This window comes from Kitasatospora sp. NPDC088783 (assembly GCF_044750705.1).
Taxonomy (GTDB): Bacteria; Actinomycetota; Actinomycetes; order Streptomycetales; family Streptomycetaceae; genus Kitasatospora; species Kitasatospora fiedleri.
In genome coordinates this window covers 89778-109039 of sequence record NZ_JBIVKJ010000019.1, presented here as the reverse complement: position 1 = coordinate 109039, position 19262 = coordinate 89778, and the positions used below count along the sequence as shown (strand labels likewise).

General features: G+C 73.3%; 15 protein-coding genes. 8 read left to right on the top strand and 7 right to left on the bottom strand.

The features are described from left to right. Positions 1-23: 23 nt before the first annotated feature. The 3 genes from ACIP60_RS33690 to ACIP60_RS33680 all read right to left on the bottom strand — a co-directional run bounded on the left by ACIP60_RS33690 (position 24) and on the right by ACIP60_RS33680 (position 2971). Positions 24-1307 (bottom strand): MFS transporter, encoded by a 1284-nt coding sequence (locus ACIP60_RS33690; RefSeq protein WP_400692033.1) that lies wholly within the window; start codon positions 1305-1307, stop codon positions 24-26. Positions 1308-1395: 88 nt separating this feature from the next. Further along, on the bottom strand, positions 1396-1815 hold the full coding sequence (locus tag ACIP60_RS33685; RefSeq protein ID WP_400692030.1) for a cupin domain-containing protein: 420 nt from the start codon (positions 1813-1815) through the stop codon (positions 1396-1398). A gap of 142 nt (positions 1816-1957) precedes the next feature. Further along, entirely contained in the window at positions 1958-2971 is a 1014-nt protein-coding gene (locus ACIP60_RS33680) for a taurine catabolism dioxygenase TauD (protein ID WP_400692027.1), read from the bottom strand. A 483-nt stretch (positions 2972-3454) separates the two neighbouring features. Between ACIP60_RS33680 and pdhA the strand changes: the two genes are divergently transcribed. From pdhA to ACIP60_RS33665, 3 genes are read left to right on the top strand one after another with little or no spacing between them, the layout of a single operon-like run. Next, positions 3455-4588: a pyruvate dehydrogenase (acetyl-transferring) E1 component subunit alpha gene (pdhA, locus tag ACIP60_RS33675; protein ID WP_400692025.1), complete on the top strand. Its 1134-nt coding sequence runs from the start codon at positions 3455-3457 to the stop codon at positions 4586-4588. Positions 4589-4604: 16 nt separating this feature from the next. Further along, entirely contained in the window at positions 4605-5570 is a 966-nt protein-coding gene (locus ACIP60_RS33670; protein WP_100838559.1) for an alpha-ketoacid dehydrogenase subunit beta, read from the top strand. Positions 5571-5582: 12 nt separating this feature from the next. After that, a complete protein-coding gene (locus tag ACIP60_RS33665) occupies positions 5583-6989 on the top strand; it encodes a dihydrolipoamide acetyltransferase family protein (RefSeq protein WP_400692022.1) in 1407 nt (468 codons plus the stop codon). Between the two features lie 58 nt (positions 6990-7047). On the opposite strand, the gene ACIP60_RS33660 is transcribed toward ACIP60_RS33665, so the two are convergent. From ACIP60_RS33660 to ACIP60_RS33645, 4 genes are all read right to left on the bottom strand, one after another. Continuing rightward, positions 7048-7995 carry a LysR family transcriptional regulator gene (locus tag ACIP60_RS33660; RefSeq protein ID WP_400692019.1) on the bottom strand — a complete coding sequence of 316 codons (948 nt, stop codon included), beginning with the start codon at positions 7993-7995 and terminating at the stop codon, positions 7048-7050. Between the two features lie 153 nt (positions 7996-8148). Then, on the bottom strand, positions 8149-8736 hold the full coding sequence (gene leuD, locus ACIP60_RS33655) for a 3-isopropylmalate dehydratase small subunit (protein WP_400692017.1): 588 nt from the start codon (positions 8734-8736) through the stop codon (positions 8149-8151). 9 nt (positions 8737-8745) lie between these two features. Next, positions 8746-10146 (bottom strand): 3-isopropylmalate dehydratase large subunit, encoded by a 1401-nt coding sequence (leuC, locus tag ACIP60_RS33650; RefSeq protein ID WP_400692069.1) that lies wholly within the window; start codon positions 10144-10146, stop codon positions 8746-8748. Between the two features lie 35 nt (positions 10147-10181). Further along, on the bottom strand, positions 10182-12209 hold the full coding sequence (locus ACIP60_RS33645) for an FAD/NAD(P)-binding protein (protein WP_400692014.1): 2028 nt from the start codon (positions 12207-12209) through the stop codon (positions 10182-10184). 374 nt (positions 12210-12583) lie between these two features. On the opposite strand from ACIP60_RS33645, the gene ACIP60_RS33640 reads away from it, so the two are divergent. From ACIP60_RS33640 to ACIP60_RS33620, 5 genes are all read left to right on the top strand, one after another. Next, the gene (locus ACIP60_RS33640) at positions 12584-13231 is read left to right on the top strand and encodes a cysteine hydrolase family protein (RefSeq protein WP_400692011.1); all 648 of its coding nucleotides are present in this window, start codon (positions 12584-12586) and stop codon (positions 13229-13231) included. Beyond that, on the top strand, positions 13228-14409 hold the full coding sequence (locus tag ACIP60_RS33635; protein ID WP_400692008.1) for a pyridoxal phosphate-dependent aminotransferase: 1182 nt from the start codon (positions 13228-13230) through the stop codon (positions 14407-14409). Before ACIP60_RS33640 ends, ACIP60_RS33635 begins: the two co-directional genes overlap by 4 nt. Positions 14410-14491: 82 nt before the next feature. After that, the gene (locus ACIP60_RS33630) at positions 14492-15652 is read left to right on the top strand and encodes a pyruvate carboxyltransferase (protein WP_100836946.1); all 1161 of its coding nucleotides are present in this window, start codon (positions 14492-14494) and stop codon (positions 15650-15652) included. A gap of 231 nt (positions 15653-15883) precedes the next feature. Next, positions 15884-17242: a basic amino acid/polyamine antiporter gene (locus ACIP60_RS33625; protein WP_400692066.1), complete on the top strand. Its 1359-nt coding sequence runs from the start codon at positions 15884-15886 to the stop codon at positions 17240-17242. 302 nt (positions 17243-17544) lie between these two features. Next, positions 17545-19197, top strand: a complete 1653-nt coding sequence (locus ACIP60_RS33620; protein ID WP_400692004.1) for an LCP family protein — start codon at positions 17545-17547, stop codon at positions 19195-19197. Positions 19198-19262: the final 65 nt, after the last annotated feature.

The following is a 19262-nucleotide window of genomic DNA, read 5'->3' as shown; positions in this document are numbered from 1 at the left end:
GGTCCGCGCCGCGCCGCGGGGCGTCAGGCCGTGGCGAGCGGGCGGCCGACCGACTTGCCGGGGGCCAGCGGCGCCGCGAGCAGCGAGGCGACCGCGACGGCGATCCAGACCACCGTCCAGGAGGACACCCCGAGCAGCAGCGGGATGAGCATCGGGGTGACGAAGGCGCCGGTGAACGCGGTGGTGTTCTCCAGGCCCAGTGCGGTGCCCGCGCGTTCGGCCCCGGCCATGGCGGCGATCTCGGTGTAGGCGACGCCGTGCCAGGCGTTGGCGACCATGCCGCCGATGGCGAGGGCGGCGGCGGTCCAGAAGGTCGGGGCGTGGGCGAGGACGGCCGCACCGGCCATCAGGACGCCCGCGATCACGCCGACCGCCCGGACGTAGCTGCGGCGGTTCTTGTTCCGGTCGGTGTAGCGGCCGCTCCAGACCCGGATGGCCGCGCCGCCGATCTGCGCGGTCAGGATGGTCGCGCTGGCGGCGAACAGACCCGCGTGCTTGGCGTCGTGCAGGAAGACGCCCGCGAAGGAGAGCACGGCGATCTGCGGCATCGTCAGCAGCGCGCTGGCCAGGGCGAGCCGCCAGCAGTCCCAGCGGACCAGCGGCGAGCGGGTGTCCTGCGGGGCGTCGGCCCGGGCGGCGGCGCCCCCGGCGGCCGGGAGGTCCTCGGGGGAGTGCAGCCAGCGCCAGGTGGCGGCGGCGGTGACGAAGCAGAACAGCGCGAGCACGCCGTAGACCGGGCGGAAGCCGTAGGAGGAGGCGAGCCAGGGCAGCAGCGCGGCGCCGATCGCGCCGCCGGCCGGGATCGCGGTCTGCCGGATGCTCATCGCGAAGCCGCGTTCGCCGTCGCGGAACCAGATCATCACGGCGCGGCCGGAGGAGCCGTTGACGCTGCCGCCGAGCAGGCCGACCAGCAGCAGGCCCGCCGCGAGCAGCCCGATGGCCGGGACCGAGCCGCCGCCGGGCACCACGAAGACCGCCATCAGGGCCAGCACGGCGCCGGTGGAGAGCAGACCGGTCAGCAGGATCTTCCGGTCGCCGAACCGGTCGGTCAGCAGGCCCCAGAAGATCTCGGAGACCGCGACGCCGAGCAGGGTGGCGCCGAGGACGAAGCCGAGCTGGCCGGTGGTCAGGTGGTAGTCCGCCCGCATGGTGGTACCGGTGACCGGGATGCCCGCGAAGCTGGCGGAGAAGCTGGCCTGGGCGGCGACGCCGAGGCCGAGCACGGTCCAGCGGTGCTTGGGGCCGAAGCGGGACGGCGGTGCGGCGCCGGATTCCCCTCGGTCGGTAGCCGTAGGGACGACGGTCACAGGAACTCCTCGGAACTCGGATGTCGGGGGTGGCCGGCGGCCCGCCGAGGCTGCGTCGGGGGCGGGCCGCCGGCCGGTGGTGGTGCCGTCAGACCGGCTGGACGGGCTGCTCCCACACCACCAGGGCGATGCAGCCGTTGGCGCTGCGCGGGGCGTGGACGCTGTCCGGCTTCATCACCAGCAGGCTGTTCGCCGGGTAGACGCCCTCGTCGGTCTCCAGCTGGCCGCTGCAGATGTAGATCAGCTCGTAGCCCGGGTGGCGGTGCGGCTTGGCCGCGGCGCCCGGCAGGTAGCGGACGATCGCGGCGGCCGGGCCGGTGGGGCCGGTCTGCTCGGTGGTGTAGAGGCGGTGGATCTCGGCGCCCACCCGGCCGTCGGTGAGCAGCGGCTCGAACTCCAGCTCCTGGAAGTCGAACCTGCCGCCGGCCAGCTCGGTGAACAGCACCGGCAGGCACTCGGCCAGCCCGTTCTCGGCCACGGCGCTGTCGGCGAGGGCGTTGTCGGTCATCTGCGCGGTCTCCTGGTGAAGTCGTTGGCTGCGGGAGGGAACTGACTGCCCATCAGGTGCGGTCGGACGGGACCGGACGGGCTCGGACGGGACCGGGTGCGATCGGACGGGACCGGGCGGGCTCGGACGGGAGCGGGCGCGATCAGGTGCCGTCGCCGACCCGGCCGGGCACGCCGTCGATCCAGCGGTCGGTGTGCCGGTCGGCGGCGGCCTGGTCGCGGAAGGCGTAGGACTTGAGCAGCCAGCGGCGGCGGGCGGCCTCGGGGTCGTTGATCTCCATCTTGTCCCGGCTGTGCAGGCCGTCCTGGTTGGCGAAGGTGAACAGGTCGCCGGTGAGGATGCGGTGCCGGGTCTTGTCCGCGCGGACCAGCGCGTTCTTCAGGGCCAGCAGGGCGACGATGGCCTGCGGCGGGGCGTCGGGGGTGACGGTCGTGGTGGTGTCGAGGTAGCGGAAGCTGTGCTCGTTCTCCAGGACCGCGTGCACGTCCGAGACGGACAGGGCGCCGTTGTTGTCGCGGGAGAGCACGTCGTACGGGGTGATGAAGTACGGCTGCCGCAGCACGTCCTGCTGCTCCTGGGTGAGGTTCGCCAGCAGCTTCCGGCCCTCGACGAAGCCGGTGTAGATGTAGTCGCGGTCGGGGCAGCGCATGCCGAGCAGGGAGATGTAGTCGGCGCGGACCGGGTGCGCGGTGCGGTCGTTGTGGAAGACCAGCTCGCTGTCGCTGAAGCCGGTCTGCAGGCCGCTGTAGCGGTTGATGGCGATCACGTCGACGAAGAAGTCGCCGTTGAAGCGGGTGCCGTAGGAGAGCAGCGGCGTGCGCACCAGGTGGCCGAACAGCGCCAGGAACGCCTCGGAGACGAAGGTGGTCTTCTTCGCGTGCTTGTCCGCGATCGGGTCGTCCAGGTCGAGCTCGGGTATCTCCCGGTCGAGCGGGCAGTTGCGCAGGACGTGGGCGACCGCGGTGCCGGATTCCCGGTCGAGCCGGATGCGCTCGCAGACCTCGGTGAAGAAGGCCGGCACCTCGCCGCGGTCGATCAGGTCGTGCACTGCGGCGGAGAAGGCGAGATAGTCGCGGTACGGCTGCTTGTCGACGGTGGCCAGGACCGCGAACAGCTCCTCGCGTTCGGCGTCGGTCATCGTGTACAGCGGTTGCATTGCGGTCTCTCCCTCTGGACGAATCTTTTTGGGCGCGTGGGACCGTGCGCGCTGCCAGTCTCGCCCGGCCCCGCGCGCGGGGAATCGGCCGGACGGCGGAGTCCGCCGAACTCGCCTCCGCCATCGCGGTGGTCGGAACTCCACTTAAGTTGAGTCGGCGCGCATTCCACCCCGAAAGGGGTGGTGCAAAGGCGCATTTCGACTCTTACCCCGGGCGATACCCGGGGGGTACGGTGACGGGTGTCCCGGGCACCCGCGGCTGGACCCAGCGGAAAACTGTGGTGCTCAAGGGGATTCGGATACTGTCGGTGCGCCGAAGGGCGGGCCGAAAAACGCCGGTCGCCAGGGACATCGTCACCCCTGGCCCGGTCCCGGCGCGCACATCCCGTGCGCCGCGCAGGCGCAGGGGATACCCCTCCCTGCCGGCGGCAGGGAACTCCCGACACCGGCCGATCCCGTTGTCGGACAGACGAAGGAGCACACGTGGTAGCACAGGGCAAGACGGGCAGGTCCCGGCCCGCTCGGGGGAAGGCGGCCGACAGCAGGGCCCGCGACCCCGAGATGGTTCAACTCCTCACCCCCGAGGGCGAACGGGTCGAGGACCCCCGGTACTCGGTGGACCTGTCGGCGGAGGAACTGCGCGGACTGTACCGGGACATGACGATGACCCGGCGGTTCGACACCGAAGCGGTCACCTTGCAGCGCCAGGGCGAACTGGGCCTGTGGGCCCCGATGCTCGGCCAGGAGGCCGCCCAGATCGGCTCGGGCCGGGCGACCCGGCCGGACGACTACGTCTTCCCCTGCTACCGCGAGCACGGCGTGGCCTGGACCCGCGGCGTCGACCCGCTGAACCTGCTCGGGATGTTCCGCGGCGTGAACCACGGCGGCTGGGACCCGAACGAGAACAACTTCCACCTCTACACCATCGTGATCGGCCCCCCGCTGCTGCACGCCACCGGCTACGCGATGGGCATCGCGAAGGAGGGCGCGGATGCCGCGGTGCTCTCCTACTTCGGCGACGGCGCCTCCAGCCAGGGCGACGTGGCCGAGGCCTTCACCTTCGCCTCGGTCTACAACGCCCCGATCGTGTTCTTCTGCCAGAACAACCAGTGGGCGATCTCCACCCCCACCGAGAAGCAGACCCGCACGCCGATCTACCGGCGCGCCGCGGGCTGGGACTTCGAGGGCGTCCGGGTGGACGGCAACGACGTGCTGGCCTGCCTCGCGGTCACCAGGGCCGCGCTGGAGCGGGCCCGCTCCGGCCAGGGCCCGATGCTGATCGAGGCGTTCACCTTCCGGATGGGGCCGCACGCCACCTCCGACGACCCCACCCGCTACCGGGAGAGCTCGCTGCGGCAGGAGTGGGAGGCCAAGGACCCGATCCGCCGCCTGCGCACCTACCTCACCACCAGCGGCCAGGCCGACGAGGAGTACTTCGCGCAGGTCGACCGGGAGGCCGAGGAGCTGGCCGCGCGGGTCCGCGAGGGCGTCCGCGGCATGCCCGACCCGGACGCCGACGCGATCTTCGCGCACGTCTACGCCGGACCGCACGCCCTCGTCGACGAGGAGCGGACCGAATTCGCCGCGTACCAGGCCGCGTTCGAGGAGGGGAACTGAAGTGACCACCACCACCCTGTCACTGGCCAAGGCCCTCAACGAGGCGCTGCGCACGTCGCTGGAGGACGACCCCAAGGTCCTCATCCAGGGCGAGGACGTCGGCCGGCTCGGCGGCGTCTTCCGGATCACCGACGGCCTCCAGAAGGACTTCGGCGAGGACCGGGTCACCGACTCGCCGCTCGCCGAGTCCGGCATCGTCGGCACCTCGATCGGCCTCGCCCTGCGCGGGTTCCGCCCGGTGGTCGAGATCCAGTTCGACGGCTTCGTCTTCCCGGCGTTCAACCAGATCGTCACCCAGCTCGCCAAGATGCACGCCCGCTCGCTGGGCAAGGTGAAGCTGCCGGTGGTGGTGCGGATGCCCTACGGCGGCGGCATCGGCGCGATCGAGCACCACAGCGAGTCCCCCGAGGCGTACTTCATGCACACCGCGGGCCTCAAGGTGGTCTCGCCGTCCAACGCCTCGGACGGGTACTGGATGCTCCGCCAGGCGATCGAGAGCGACGACCCGGTCATCTTCCTGGAGCCGAAGCGGCGCTACTGGGACAAGTCCGAGGTGGACCTCTCGGCCCCCGCGCTGCCGCTGCACCGGGCGCACGTGGTCCGGGAGGGCGGCGACCTGACCGTCGTCGCCTACGGCCCGATGGTCAAGCTCGCGCTGGAGGCCGCCGAGGTCGCCGCCGAGGAGGGCCGCTCCCTCGAGGTGGTGGACCTGCGCTCGCTCTCGCCGATCGACTTCGACACCGTGCAGACCTCGGTGGAGAAGACCGGCCGGCTGATCGTGGTGCACGAGGCGCCGGTCTTCACCGGCCCCGGGGCGGAGGTCGCCGCGCGCATCCAGGAGCGCTGCTTCTACTCCCTGGAGTCGCCCATCCTGCGGGTCGGCGGCTACCACGCGCCCTACCCGCCGGCCCGGGTGGAGGAGGAGTACCTCCCCAACATCGACCGGGTGCTGCTGGCCGTCGACCGCTCGCTCTCCTACTGAGGGGGCGGCCCGATGACGAAGACCACCCAGCGCTTCCGCGAGTTCGCGATGCCCGACGTCGGCGAGGGCCTCGCCGAGGCGGAGATCCTCAAGTGGTACGTCCGGGTCGGTGACGCCGTGGTCGACGGCCAGCCGGTCTGCGAGGTGGAGACCGCCAAGGCGGCGGTCGAACTGCCCATCCCCTTCACCGGCGTGGTCAGCGAGCTGCGCCACCCGGAGGGCAGCACGGTCGACGTCGGCGCGGTGATCATCCTGGTGGACACCGCGCCCGCGGACGACGCCCCGGCCGCCGACGCCCCGGCCCCGGCCCGGCAGCCGGTCCTGGTCGGCTACGGGGTCGCGCCCTCGGGGACCGCCCGGCGGCGCCCGCAGGCCGAGCGCCCGCAGGCCGAGCGCCCGCAGGCCGAGCGGCGGCCGGCGAACGGGGCCCCGGCGGGCACCGCGCGTCCGGAGCGGCCCCGGGCCAAGCCCCCGGTCCGCAAGCTCGCCAAGGACCTCGGGATCGACCTGCGGACGGTGCCCCCGACCGGCGTCCACGGGACGGTCAGCCGGGAGGACGTGCGGGCGGCGGCCGAGGCCGCCGTCACCGCCGCCGCCGCGGCCGTCACCACCGCCGTCGAGGCGGCTCCGGCCGCTCCGACGGCTCCGGCCCAGGTCGCTCCGGCTGCTCCGGCCCAGGCCGTCCCGGCGGCCCGGACCCAGGCCGTCCCGGTGGCGCCCGGGGACCGCCGGGTGCCGGTGACGGGTGCCCGCCTGGCCGCGGCGCGGGCGGCCGTCGCCAGCGCCTTCACGGCCCCGCACGTCACCGAGTTCGCCACGGTCGACGTGACCCGGACGGTGAAGCTGGCCGACCGGATGCGGCGGGACCCGGAGCTGGCCGGGCTGCGGGTGACGCCGCTGCTGCTGGTGGTGCGGGCGCTGCTGACCGCGGTGCGCCGCCACCCGGAGATCAACGCCGCCTGGGACGAGGAGCGCCAGGAGATCGTCCACCGGCGGGCGGTCAACCTGGGTCTCGTGCTCGGCTCGCCGGACGGCCAGGTGGTCCCGAACGTCAAGGACGCCCAGGCCAGGACGCTGCCCGAGCTGGCGGGGGCGCTGGAGGAGCTGGCCGAGGCGGCCCGCGAGGGCCGCACCGATCCGGCGGACCTGCTCGGCGGCACCGTCACGGTCACCGACCTCGGGGTCTTCGGCGTCGACACCGGCACCCCGATCCTGAGCCCCGGGGAGTCGGCCGTCCTGGCGGTCGGGGCGATCCGGCTCCGGCCCCGGGTGCACAAGGGCGCGGTGGTGCCCCGGCAGGTCGTCACGCTGGCGCTCTCCTTCGACCACCGGCTGGTCGACGGCGAGTTGGGTTCCAAGGTGCTGGCGGACGTGGCCGCCGTCCTGGAGCACCCGAAGCGCCTGATCACCTGGGGCTGAGCCGCCCCGCGCCCGCGGGCCCCGTTCCGGACGCCGGAGCGGGGCCCGTCGGGCGGGTTCACGGGACGCGCACCACGCCCATCGGGCGGGCGGTGTTCTGCGGGCCGACGCCGACGGTGCCCGGGGGCAGCGTCCAGTCGCGGTTGCCGGCCAGTGCCCGGGCGGTCGAGACGAAGGCGGACACCGCCTGGAAGTTGCGCACCAGCGGGCTGATCCCGATCGCGAGCTTGCGCCGGACGGCCGGGGCCAGCGGCACCGCGCGCAGGGCCGGGGACATCGGGAGCATGGCGAGCGAGGGCAGCACCGTCACCCCGTGGCCCTCGGCCACCATCGCCAGCAGGGTGTTCAGGTTCTGGACCCGGTAGGAGACGTTCGGCTCCAGGCCCACCGCGCGGAACAGCGAGCGGACCAGCCCCTCGGTGTCGCCGTGCGGCATCAGCAGGGGTTCGTCGGCCAGTTGCAGGATGCGCACGCCCGCCGCGGACCTGAGCCGGTGCCGGGCCGGCAGCACCGCGTACAGCTGGTCCTCCAGCAGCGGGTGGGTCTTGAGGTCCCGCTTGGGGAGGGTCACGATGCCCACGTCGACGGCGTACCCGCGCAGCCACTCGGAGATCCGGAGGTCGGGCCCCTCCTTCAGCTCGATTTCGAGCTCCGGGTAGCGGCCGCGGAATTCCGTCATCAGGGCCGGGAGCAGGCGGCAGGCGAAACTCTGGCTGGTTCCTATCCGTATTCGGCCGGAAGGCTCCCTGGCCGCGCTCCCGGCCACGTTGCGCATCTGCTCGGAATGGAGCATGACGGCCCGGGCGTGGGTGAGCACCCGGTGTCCGGAATCGGTCAGTTCGATGCCTTTGCGGTCGCGGTGCATGAGGCCGACGCCGAGTTCCGCCTCCAGGCCGGCAATCGCGTGGCTGACCGCGGACTGGCTGATTCCCAGCGCTCTCGCGGCACCGGTGAAACTCCCGGTGTCCACGACTGCCACAAAGGCGGCGCACTGGGACAGTTTCACGTCCGGGCCCCCGTTCCCGTGTCAGCAGCAGGGCGGTGCTGCCAGGTCGTTCGACCCTAGCATGTTCGAAAATGGCGACAACGGTCGTTCTGTTGTCGTGAGTGGTTTGTGGATTCGCACGGGAAATGATCGGCTATGGCGCTTTCGCGCACTTCAACAGGTGGTCGGCAGGGCGGGCCGCCGGTTCTTCTCGTACGCCTCGATCTCGTTCTCGTCACGCAGCGTCGCGTCGATCGGGTCCAGGCCGGCCAGCAGCCGGTCCCGGGCCTCCGCGTCCAGTTCGAACGGGTGGACCCGGTCGCCGCAGCGCAGTTCCAGCGCCTCCAGGTCGACGACGAGCGGGACCGCCGGGTCGGCCTCGACCGCCTCCCACAGCCCGGTGACGACCCGGCTCGGCAGGACGATCGTCAGCAGGCCGTTCATCAGCGAGTTCCCGCGGAAGATGTCGCCGTAGCGGGGGGCGACCACGACCCGGAAGCCGTAGTCCTGGAGCGCCCAGACCGCGTACTCGCGGGACGAGCCGGTGCCGAAGTCGTTGCCCGCGAGCAGGATGGTGGCGCCCCGGTGCTCGGGCCGGTTGAGCACGAAGCCGGGGTCGTCGCGCCAGTCGGCGAACAGGGCGTCGGCGTGGCCGTCACGGTCCGTGCTGGCGCAGAACCGGACCGGGATGATCTGGTCGGTGTCGACGTCGCTGCGGCGCAGCGGCACCGCGGTGCCGCGGTGGACGGTGAACTTCTCCATGACGGTTCCTCAGAGGTCGGCGGGGGAGGCGAGCCGGCCGGCCACGGCGGTGGCGGCGGCGACCGGCGGCGAGACGATGTGGGTGCGCGAGCCCTTGCCCTGCCGGCCCTCGAAGTTGCGGTTGTTGGTGGAGGCGGCGCGCTGGCCGGGCAGCAGCCGGTCCTCGTTGAGCGCGGCGCACATCGAACAGCCCGCCCCGGCCCGGAAGTCGGCGCCCGCCTCGGCGAACACCCGGTCCAGGCCCTCCTCGACGGCCTGCCGGCGGACCTGCGCCGAGCCGGGGACGATCATCAGGTGCAGGCCGTCGGCGACCTTGCGGCCGGTCAGCACCCGGGCGGCGGCCCGCAGGTCCTCGATCCGGCTGTTGGTGCAGGAGCCGATGAAGACGGTGTCGACGGGGACGTCGCGCATCGCGGTGCCGGGCGCCAGGTCCATGTACGCCAGGGCCCGTTCGGCCGCCGCGCGCTCCTCCGCGGTGGCGAAGCCGGCCGGGTCGGGCACCGCGCCGTCCAGCGGGACGCTCTGGGCCGGGTTGGTGCCCCAGGACACGTACGGGCTCAGGGTGGTGGCGTCGATCACCACCTCCCGGTCGAAGACCGCGTCCGGGTCGGTGCGCAGCGACATCCAGTGCGCGACCTCGGCGTCCCACTCCGCGCCCTGCGGCAGGCCGGGGCGCTGGCGCAGGTAGGCCAGGGTGGTCTCGTCGGGGGCGATCAGCCCGGCCCGGGAGCCGGCCTCGACGGACATGTTGCACAGCGTCATCCGGGCCTCCATCGAGAGCGCGGTGATCGCCTCGCCGCGGTACTCGATGATGTGGCCCTGGCCGCCCGCGGTGCCGATCTCGGCGATCAGCGCGAGCACCAGGTCCTTCGCGGTGACCCCGGCGGGCAGGGTGCCGGTGACGGTCACCGACATGTCCTTCATCGGCCGCATCGGCAGGGTCTGGGTGGCCAGCACGTGCTCCACCTGGCTGGCCCCGATGCCGAAGGCCAGCGCGCCGAAGGCGCCGAGCGTGGTGGTGTGCGAGTCGCAGCAGACGATCGTCATCCCGGGCCGGACCAGGCCGAGTTCGGGCGCGATGACGTGCACGATGCCCTGCTGCGGGTCGCCCAGCCGGTGCAGCGGGATGCCGAACTCGGCGCAGTTGGCGCGCATCAGCTCGCTCTGCCGGCGCCCGTTCGGGTCGGTGATCAGGCGGTCCAGGGCGAGCGTCGGGGTGTTGTGGTCCTCGGTGCCCAGGTTGAGGTCGGGCCGGCGGACCTTGCGGCCGGCCGCCCGCAGCCGGTCGAAGGCCTGCGGGGTGTTCACCTCGTGCAGCAGCTGGAGGTCGATGTAGAGGAGGTCGTCGCCGGCCGGCTGGCGCCGGACGACGTGCTGCTGCCAGGTCTTCTGCGCGAGGGTCGTGCCCATGCTGCTGGTGTGCTCCCGGTCGTCGGTCATGGTGGTCAGCGGCTCCCGGCGCCGGCGGGGACGGCGGACTCCCGTACGGAAGTGTCCCCGGCGGGAGCCGGTTCGGCGGCCGGTTCGGCGGCGGAGGGTTCGGCGGCCTGCTCGGCGTGGGCCTGCTCGGCGTGGGCCTGTTCGGCTGCGGCCGGTTCGGTGGCGGGCCGCAGCGCGTCGCCCGCGATGGCGTCGGCGTCCTGGACGAAGTCGGTCCAGAAGCCGGGGCGGCTGCTGCCGCCCTGCATGAACCAGCGGGTGTGCTCGGTCGGGATGCCGAGCACGTACAGGCCCGGGTCGGGGCGGCCGTCGCGCCCGACCGGGTGGAACGGGCTGCGGGTGACGGCCACGCCGCCGGTGTCGAAGACCTCGTCGTCCAGGCCGTTCAGGTAGCTGGTGAGGGTGCCGCGCTCGACCAGCCGCCTGGTCAGCTCGGCCGGGTCGGACCGCAGGTCGGGCACCGGGACCCGGGCGTCGATCACCGTGTCGACGGCGGTCTCGGAGCCGGGCACCTGGGGCGAGCGGACGGCGAAGCGGCCGGTGTCCGGGCGGGTCTCGAAGCGGGTGTCGGGCCCGGGGACGCGCAGCACGCCCGCCTCGACCAGCGCGACCACCTGGCGCAGCCGCCGCAGCGGGGGGCCGGCGGCGAGGAAGGAGACCCGGGGGACGAACCACTCCAGGAAGTCGGTGCGGTGCGAGCGCGGGGTGAGCCCGGAGAAGTCGACCAGGGCCCGGACGATGCTGCGGGTGTCGCGCAGCACGTCCAGGGCGGCCTTGACCGGGGAGCCGACGTTGCCCTGCTCGGCGTGGTCCAGGTCGCGTCCCACCGCGGCCAGCAGGTCGGCCTCGAACTCCCGGGTGCCGGGGTAGCTGCGCCGGTGGAACGGGCGGGCCACCTCGTCCAGGTCGATCGGGGGCAGTCCGGTGATCCCGTGCCGGGCGGCGATCGCCGCGACGTCGGGCACCCCGGTCTCGGCGGCCCGGAGCACGTCGGCCACGAAGGCGTCCTCGCCGCCGGCGCCGCGCTCGCGCAGCACGGTCGCGTACTGGACCAGGTGGACCTCGGCGATCAGCCACGGCACCGCGTGGGCGGCGAAGTCGACGCGCTTCCCGGCGCAGGCGGCCCGGACCCGGTCCAGGGTGAACAGCCGGGTGGTGTAGCGGTGGTCGTGGTGCTTCTGGTTGCGGCCGCGGGCGAGCAGCGGCAGGCCGCTGCGGGAGCCGGCCACGATCAGCGGCTCCGCGCCGCTGGGCTCGTAGCGCAGGCCCCGCGCGCCGGACTCCACGAAGGTGCCGCCGCGCCCCTCGGTGAGGGCCGCCATGACGTCGTAGAAGGACAGGCCCAGGCCGAGGACGCCGACCGGCGACCCGGCGGGGATCTCGTCGAGCGGCATGTCGGCGGCGGAGTCGCCGCGGATGTAGCGCAGCGCCGGGTGCTCGGCGGCGAAGTCGGCGAGCCGCTTCTGGAGCCCGGAGAGTTCGGGCCGGGTGTGGCCGGTGGTCAGGACGACCCGGTCGGCGCGCAGTTCGGTGCCGTCCGCGAAGGTCAGCCGGTAGTCGTCGGCCAGCCGTTCCAGGTCGGTGACCTCGCCGCGCACCCGGTGCAGGGTGGCGTGCGGCGGCAGGTTCTCCTCGACCGTCCTCAGCACGAACTGCATGTACTCGCCGTGGAGCCGGCGCGGCGCGTAGCTGTTGGGGCCCGGGTGGTCCGGGCGGTGCTCGGCCCACCACTGGGCCAGCGACGGTCCGGCGCCGGGGCGGGCCGGTCCGTCGTCGGGCGGGCCGGAGAAGGAGGAGACCTCGTCGGCCACGGTGTTCATCAGGAACCAGTCGGGCTGGTCGGTCCGCCAGATCCGGCCGGTGCCCACCTCGACGGCGTCGATCAGGTGGATCTCCACCGGCCGGTGCGCGGGTCCCCCGGCCAGCCGGGCGGCCAGCCGCTCGACGATGCTGAGCCCCCGCGGGCCGCTCCCGATCAGCGCGATCCGGTGCGGGGCCGTTCCGGTGGAGTTGGTGGTGGCGCGGTCCTTCATGTCACCCCTGCAGCCTGTGGTGAAAAATTCACCAGAAATTGACCCGAGATATGTTGGGCGCCCGTCCGGCGAACCAGCTGGTCCGCGGGTGATTTATCGGCGACCGCAGTGCGCGATCAACGCTAACCGGCTCCGGCCGGGAAATGCAATGTCAATGGATTCATGCTTCGCATCGATTTTGCTCATGGATCGAGCACGGCCGTCCGCCGTGGCATACGTGCAGGTAGGATGGGGTGTTGGCGGTCCGTTGCGGGCGGTGCGGGCGGTCGGCGGGGCGGGTTTGACACGGGGTTCACATAACAATCTTGACGATCTTGGAACGGTTGGTTCTAATGGCGGAGGTATTGACCGGGGTTTCATTGGAGGGGTAATCGGTGGGCCGATCGGCGCTTCTTGTACTCGATCTGATAAATGAAATCGTGCATCCGCGGGGGAAATACGGCGCCGAGGGGTACCAGCAGCAGGTGGCCGACCGCCGGGTGCTGGAGAACGCGGCCCGGGCGATCGAGCGGGCCCGCGCGGCGGACGTCCCGGTGATCTACGTCGTGGTCGGCTTCACCGCCGGCTACCCCGAGTGGCCGCCCGGCTCGCCGATCTTCCGGGCCGCCAAGCCCGACAGCCGCCTGCTGCTCGGCGACTGGGCCACCCAGGTGCACGACGCGGTGAAGCCGGCCGAGGGCGAGCCGGTCATCGCCAAGCACCGGATCAGCCCGTTCCACGGCACCGGACTGGACCTCCTGCTGCGCACCCTCGGGGTGGACACCCTGCTGCTGACCGGCGTCTCCACCGACATGGTCATCCTGGCCACCGCCCGCGACGGCCACGACCGCGACTACCGGGTCAAGGTCCTGGAGGACGCCACCGCCGCGGACGGCCCCGAGATGCACCGGGCCGCGCTCACCGTGATCGCCCGCTGCGCCGAGATCACCACCGTCGACGAGGCGCTGGCCGACGAAGCGCCGTCTGACGGGGCACCGGCCGACGGGGCGCAGGCCGCCGGGGCGCCGGGGGCGGACCGATGAGGAGCGTGGCCCGCCGCTTCGGCCGGATCGAGAAGTCCGCGACCTTCGCCGTCCTGGAACTGGTGCAGTCGCTGCGCGCCCAGGGCGTCAAGGTGCTCGACCTGGGCGGCGGCGAACCCGACTTCGACACCCCCGCGCACATCACCGCCGAGGGCGCCGGCGCCCTGGCCGGCGGCTTCACCCACTACACGGCCAGCCGGGGCATCCCCGAGCTGCTCACCGCGATCTCCCGGAAGCTGGCCGAGGACAACGGCGTCAGCGTCGACCCGGCCACCGAGGTGATCGTCACCCCGTCGGCGAAGAACGCGCTGTTCACCGCCCTGACCACGCTGCTGGACCCGGGCGACGAACTGCTCGTCCCGACGCCGGGCTGGGTCAGCTACCACTCGATGGCGCACCTGATCGGCGCCGTCCCGGTGGACGTCCCGCTCGACGGCGACGACGGCTTCCGGATCACCCGCGAGCTGCTGGAGAGCCGGATCACCGACCGGACCAAGGTCATCCTGGTCAACACCCCCAACAACCCGACCGGCCGGGCGCTGGACGCCGCCGAGGCCGAGGCGGTCGCCGCCGTCGCGGACGAGCACGACCTGTTCGTGGTCTCCGACGAGATCTACGAGAAGATCGTCTACGGCGGGACCAAGCACGTCAGCCCGGCGAGCCTGCCCGCGGGCGCCGGGCGCACCCTGCTGGTCAACGGCTTCTCCAAGGCGTACGCGATGACCGGCTGGCGCCTGGGCTACGTGGCCGGACCGGCGCCGGTGATCTCCGAGATGCTCAAGGTGCAGCAGCACTCGGTGGGCTGCGCCGGCTCGTTCGTGCAGCGCGGCGGCCTGGCCGCGCTGACCGGTCCGCAGGACGCCGTCCAGGAGATGACGGACGAGTACGCGGCCCGGATGGAACTGATCGTCGCCGGGCTCGACTCGCTGCCCGGCGTCAGCTGTCCCCGGCCGGAGGGCGCCTTCTACGCCTTCCCCGACATCCGGGGCACCGGCTTCGCGAGCTCGGCCGAGTTCGCCACCTGGCTGCTGTCCGAGGCCGGCGTCGCGGTGATGCCCGGATCGGCCTTCGGCCCCGGCGGGGAGGGCCACATCCGGCTCTCCTTCGCCACCTCGCGCGAGGTCATCACCGAGGCGATCGACCGGATGGCCACCGCGCTGCACCAACGCCGTCGGTGACACCGCCGACCGGCCCGAACCGGTTCCGCAATTCCGAGACGTCACCCACTGCCGCGACGCAGTGCGGGAAACGGGGACAACCATGAACGAGAACGTGCGGCGGATCTCCTTCTTCGACACCACTCTGCGCGACGGCGAGCAGGCGCCCGCCAACGCGATGGGCCCCGAGGACAAGCTCGACCTCGCGCTGCGGATCGAGGCCCTCGGCGTCGACCGCATCGAGACCGGCTTCCCGGCCTCCTCGCCCAGCGACTTCGAGGCCACCCGGCTGATCTCCAAGCACCTGACCAGGGCGCGCTTCACCACCTTCTGCCGGGCCGTCGCCGGGGACGTCCTGGCCGCGGTCGAGGCCGGCGGCACCGCCAACCACCAGGTGCAGGTCGCCGCCACCGGCAGCGACCTGCACCTGAAGTACAAGCGGCGGATCACCCGGGAGCAGGCGATCGAGGAGGTGGTCGAGTCGGTGCGGCTGGCCCGCTCCTACGGCGTGGAGTCGGTCACCGTCGGCATCGAGGACGCCAGCCGCGGCGAGGACGACCTGCTCCGCCCGATGACCGAGCGGGCGGTCGAGGCCGGGGCGACCGGCTTCGTGGTGGCGGACACCTCCGGCGCGATGACCCCCGACGGGTACGCGGCGCTGATCCGCCGGTTCCGGTCCTGGGTCCCGGCGGAGACCTGCATCGCCACCCACTGCCACGACGACTTCGGCCTGTCCACCGCCAACGCGCTGGCCGGCCTGCTGGCCGGCGCCGACGAGGTCCAGGCGACCCTGGGCGGCGTCGGCGAGCGGGCGGGCAACACCCCGCTGGAGGAGATCGCGGCGATCCTCGCCTACAAGGAGGACGAGACCGGCCTGCGCACCGACATCGACCTGGCCGCCATGTACGGGGCCTACACCGTCCTGCGCCGGGTCATCCGGCTGGAGGAGCCGCGCAACAAGGCGATCTTCGGCACCTACGCCTTCGGCACCGCCGCGGGCATCCACCAGCAGGGCGTCCTGCGCAACCCGGCCACCTACGAGTACGTCGAGCCCGCCCGCTTCGGCCGCACCCGCTCCGTCCTGATCGGCCGGCACTCCGGCCGGACGGTGCTCCGGCACCTGCTGGAGCAGCTGGGCCTGGAGCCCGACGACGCGCGGCTGGAGGAGCTGTACCGGGTGCACATCGCCGAGCGGACCGACGGGGACTGCGAGGACCTGGAGGTCATCAAGGAGCGCCTGCGCCAGGAGCTGCTGCCGCAGTAGCCGCCGCCGCAGTGGCCGTCGCCGCGCGGACGGGTGACCAATAGGTGCACAACGGTGCCAAACGGACATCCGGTTGGTAGCGTTCCGCCCGCGGCGGCGGCCTCCGGGGCCGCCGGGCCGCGAGCGGGAGGAGCGGCGCGGGTGGCGGCGGAGGAGACGGCGCAGGAGACGGCGGCGGCGGTCCGGGGACCGGCGGCGGGCCCGGCGAGGCTGACCCGGCGGACGCTGACCATGCTGGTGGTCGGCTCGATGGTCGGCGCGGGCGTGTTCTCGCTGCCGGGCCGGTTCGCGCAGGAGACCGGCGTGCTGGGCGCGCTGGTCTCCTGGCTGATCGCCGGGACGGGCATGCTGATGCTGGCGCTGGTGTTCCAGGCGCTGGCGGTGCGGCGGCCGGAGCTGGACGCGGGCGTGTACGCGTACGCGAAGGCGGGCTTCGGCGAGTACCTGGGCTTCTTCTCGGCGTTCGGCTACTGGGCCAGCGCCTGCGTCGGCAACGTGACGTACTGGGTGCTGATCATGTCGACGGTCGGGGCGCTCGTCCCGGCGCTCGGGGACGGCGACACCTGGCTCGCGCTGCTGCTCTCCTCGGCCGGGCTGTGGGGGTTCTTCCTGCTGGTGCGGCGCGGCGTGCGGGAGGCCGCGACGGTCAACCGGATCGTCACCGCGGCCAAGCTGGTGCCGATCCTGGTGTTCGTGGTGCTGGCGCTCGCCTGCTTCCGGGCGGACGTGTTCGCCGCCAACCTCCGGGGCGCCGCCGCCACGGGCTCGCTCTACGACCAGGTGCACGGGACGATGCTGGCCACCGTGTTCGTGTTCCTCGGGGTGGAGGGCGCCAGCGTCTACTCCCGGCACGCGGCGCGCCGTTCGGACGTCGGCCGGGCCACCGTGCTGGGCTTCCTGAGCGTCTTCGCGGTGTTCGCCTCGGTCACCGTGGTCTCCTACGGCCTGCTGCCGGCGGACCGGATCGCCGCGCTGCGGCAGCCCTCGATGGCGGGCGTGCTGGCGGCGGCGGTCGGCACCTGGGGCCAGGTGTTGGTCAGCGTCGGCCTGGTGGTCTCGGTGCTGGGCGCGTACCTGGCGTGGACGCTGATGGCCGCCGAGGTGCTGTTCGTCGCGGCCGGGGACGGGGACATGCCGCGCTTCCTGGCCCGGACCGGCGGCCGGGACGTGCCGGTGCCCGCGCTGCTGCTGACCAGCGTGCTGTCGCAGCTGATGCTGGTGGTCACCGCCTTCTCCGACGACGCCTTCGACTTCGCGCTCGACCTGACCAGCACGCTCGGCCTGGTCCCGTACCTGCTGGCCGCCGGGTACGGGGTGCGGGTGGCCCGGCGGGACCGCGCGGGCCCGGCCGCGCTGCTGGTGGCCGGGCTGGCCACCGCGTACACCGCGTTCCTGGTCTACGCGGCGGGCTGGACGTACCTGCTGGTGTCGTCCGTCGTCTACGCGCCCGCCACCGTGCTGTTCGTGATGGCCCGCCGCGAGCAGGGCCGCCGGCTGTTCTCGCCGCGCGAGGCGGTGGTGCTGGCGGTGTCGGTGGCCGGGGCGGTGCTGGGCGTGCTGGCGCTGGCGGCGGGGTGGATCAGCCTGTGACCCCGCCGGGGCGGTGCGCGGAAGTGTTCGGACGAACCGTGAAACACCCGGACCCGGTCGCGCATCTATAGGGGTGAGAGCCCGGAACGGCCGGGCCACGGGGGTGCGATGTGATACGCGGACAGGCCGAGGCCGCCGAACCGGCGGAGGACGGGTCCGAGGGCGCGGTGCCCCGGCAGCGGGAGGGCGGCCGGGCGGCCCGCCGACGGGCGGGCGGCGCGGCGGACGCGTCGGCGGGTCCGTCCGCGGGTGCGGCTCCCGGCTCGGTTTCCGGCCCGGTTTCCGGCCCGGTTTCCGGCCCGGTGTCCGGCCCGGCGACGGGCGGGCGGGCGGCGCGCCGGGAGGCGGCCCGCCGGCCGGGGCGGCGGGGACGCCGACGGCTGCGGCGCTGGCAGCGGACGCTGCTGTGGACGGCGGTCGGGGCGGTGGTGCTGACCGCCGGTGCGGGCGGCTACCTCTACTACCGGTTCAACGCCAACATCAAGCAGGCGCCGCTGTACGCGGGCGAGGAGGGCGACGCCGGGCACGAGGTGGCGGACGCCTTCGGCCGCACCCCCATCAACGTGCTGGTGATCGGCTCCGACTCGCGCGCCGACCCGGAGGACTGCACGATCGGCGGCGCCGACTGCGGCAGCGGCGCCAACGCCGACGTCAACCTGCTGCTGCACGTCTCCGCGGACCGCAGCAACGCGACCGTGATGAGCATCCCGCGCGACCTGCGGACCGACCTGCCGGGCTGCCGCGACGCGGCGGGCAAGACCGTCTTCAAGGCGCAGCGCGGGCTGATCAACGCCACCCTGCAGGGCGGCCCCGGCTGCACCGTGGCGGCCGTGCGCAAGCTCACCGACCTCCCGATCGACCACTTCGTGCAGGTCGACTTCAGCGGCGTGATCAAGATGTCGGACGCGGTGGGCGGCGTCCCGGTGTGCGTCAGCGACAACGTCTACGACCCGTACTCGCACCTCAAGCTGACCAAGGGCGAGCACACCCTCCAGGGCATGGCGGCCCTCCAGTTCGTCCGGACCAGGCACGGCTTCGGCGACGGCACCGACACCGGCCGCTCCTCGGCCCAGCACCTCTTCCTCGGCTCGATGATCCGCCAGCTCAAGGGCGCCGGGACGCTCACCGACCCGGGCAAGCTGCTGTCGCTCGCCGACGCCGCCACCAAGGCGCTCACCGTCGACCCCGGCCTGGACGGCATCACCGAGCTGGTCGGCCTCGGCCAGGACATCAGCAAGGTGCCGTCCGAGCGGATCACCTTCACCACCATGCAGATCATCCACGACCCGGCGGACGACAACCGGCGGCTGATCGGCCCGGGCGCGACCGAGCTGTTCCGGGCGATCAAGGACGACCGGTCGCTCAGCGGCGGCCCGCAGCCCGGGGACGCCGCCTCCTCCACCGCCCCGTCCGTCCCGTCCGCCCCCGCCGAGTCGTCGGCGCCCCCGGCCGCGACCGGACCGGCCCGCGGCGGGATCACCGTCGTGGTGCGCAACGGCACCGGTGTCACGGGCCGGGCCGGAGCGCTCGTCGACACGCTGCGGCAGGCCGGTTTCGCCAAGGGCACCACCACCGGTCCGAAGGTCACCGCCGAACACAGCGCGGTGACGTACCCGGCGGGCGAGGAGGCCGAGGCCCAGCAGGTCGCCGCCGCCCTCGGCCTGCCCGCGAGCGCCGTCCGGGCCGGACAGGGCAACTCGATCGAGCTGCTGATCGGCACCGACTGGCCCACCGGCACCGGCTACCCGGCCGAGACCGGCACCACCACCGCGCCCGCACCCCCCGCCGACCCGTCCGCCATCCTCAAGGGTGCCGACGCCAGCACCGCCGACGACACCAGCCGCTGCGCCCAGGTCGGCCACGAGGGCACCGTCGAACTGCCCGGCTACCGGGGCCAGATGACCCCAATTCAGGCGTACGAGCGCAGCAAGGGAGTCCCCGACTCGGCGCCCTGACGGCTCGTCGCGTCCGGGTGCGGCGACCGGGCGGGCCTTCGGGCGGAGGGCCGGGGCGGGGGACT

Excerpts from the sequence above, each read along its gene's own strand:
- ACIP60_RS33685 (WP_400692030.1), bottom strand. The coding sequence starts at position 1,815 with ATGACCGACAACGCCCTCGCCGACAGCGCCGTGGCCGAGAACGGGCTG.
- ACIP60_RS33680 (WP_400692027.1), bottom strand. The coding sequence starts at position 2,971 with ATGCAACCGCTGTACACGATGACCGACGCCGAACGCGAGGAGCTGTTC.
- ACIP60_RS33665 (WP_400692022.1), top strand. The coding sequence starts at position 5,583 with ATGACGAAGACCACCCAGCGCTTCCGCGAGTTCGCGATGCCCGACGTC.
- leuD (WP_400692017.1), bottom strand. The coding sequence starts at position 8,736 with ATGGAGAAGTTCACCGTCCACCGCGGCACCGCGGTGCCGCTGCGCCGC.
- leuC (WP_400692069.1), bottom strand. The coding sequence starts at position 10,146 with ATGGGCACGACCCTCGCGCAGAAGACCTGGCAGCAGCACGTCGTCCGG.
- ACIP60_RS33645 (WP_400692014.1), bottom strand. The coding sequence starts at position 12,209 with ATGAAGGACCGCGCCACCACCAACTCCACCGGAACGGCCCCGCACCGG.
- ACIP60_RS33635 (WP_400692008.1), top strand. The coding sequence starts at position 13,228 with ATGAGGAGCGTGGCCCGCCGCTTCGGCCGGATCGAGAAGTCCGCGACC.
- ACIP60_RS33630 (WP_100836946.1), top strand. The coding sequence starts at position 14,492 with ATGAACGAGAACGTGCGGCGGATCTCCTTCTTCGACACCACTCTGCGC.
- ACIP60_RS33625 (WP_400692066.1), top strand. The coding sequence starts at position 15,884 with ATGCTGGTGGTCGGCTCGATGGTCGGCGCGGGCGTGTTCTCGCTGCCG.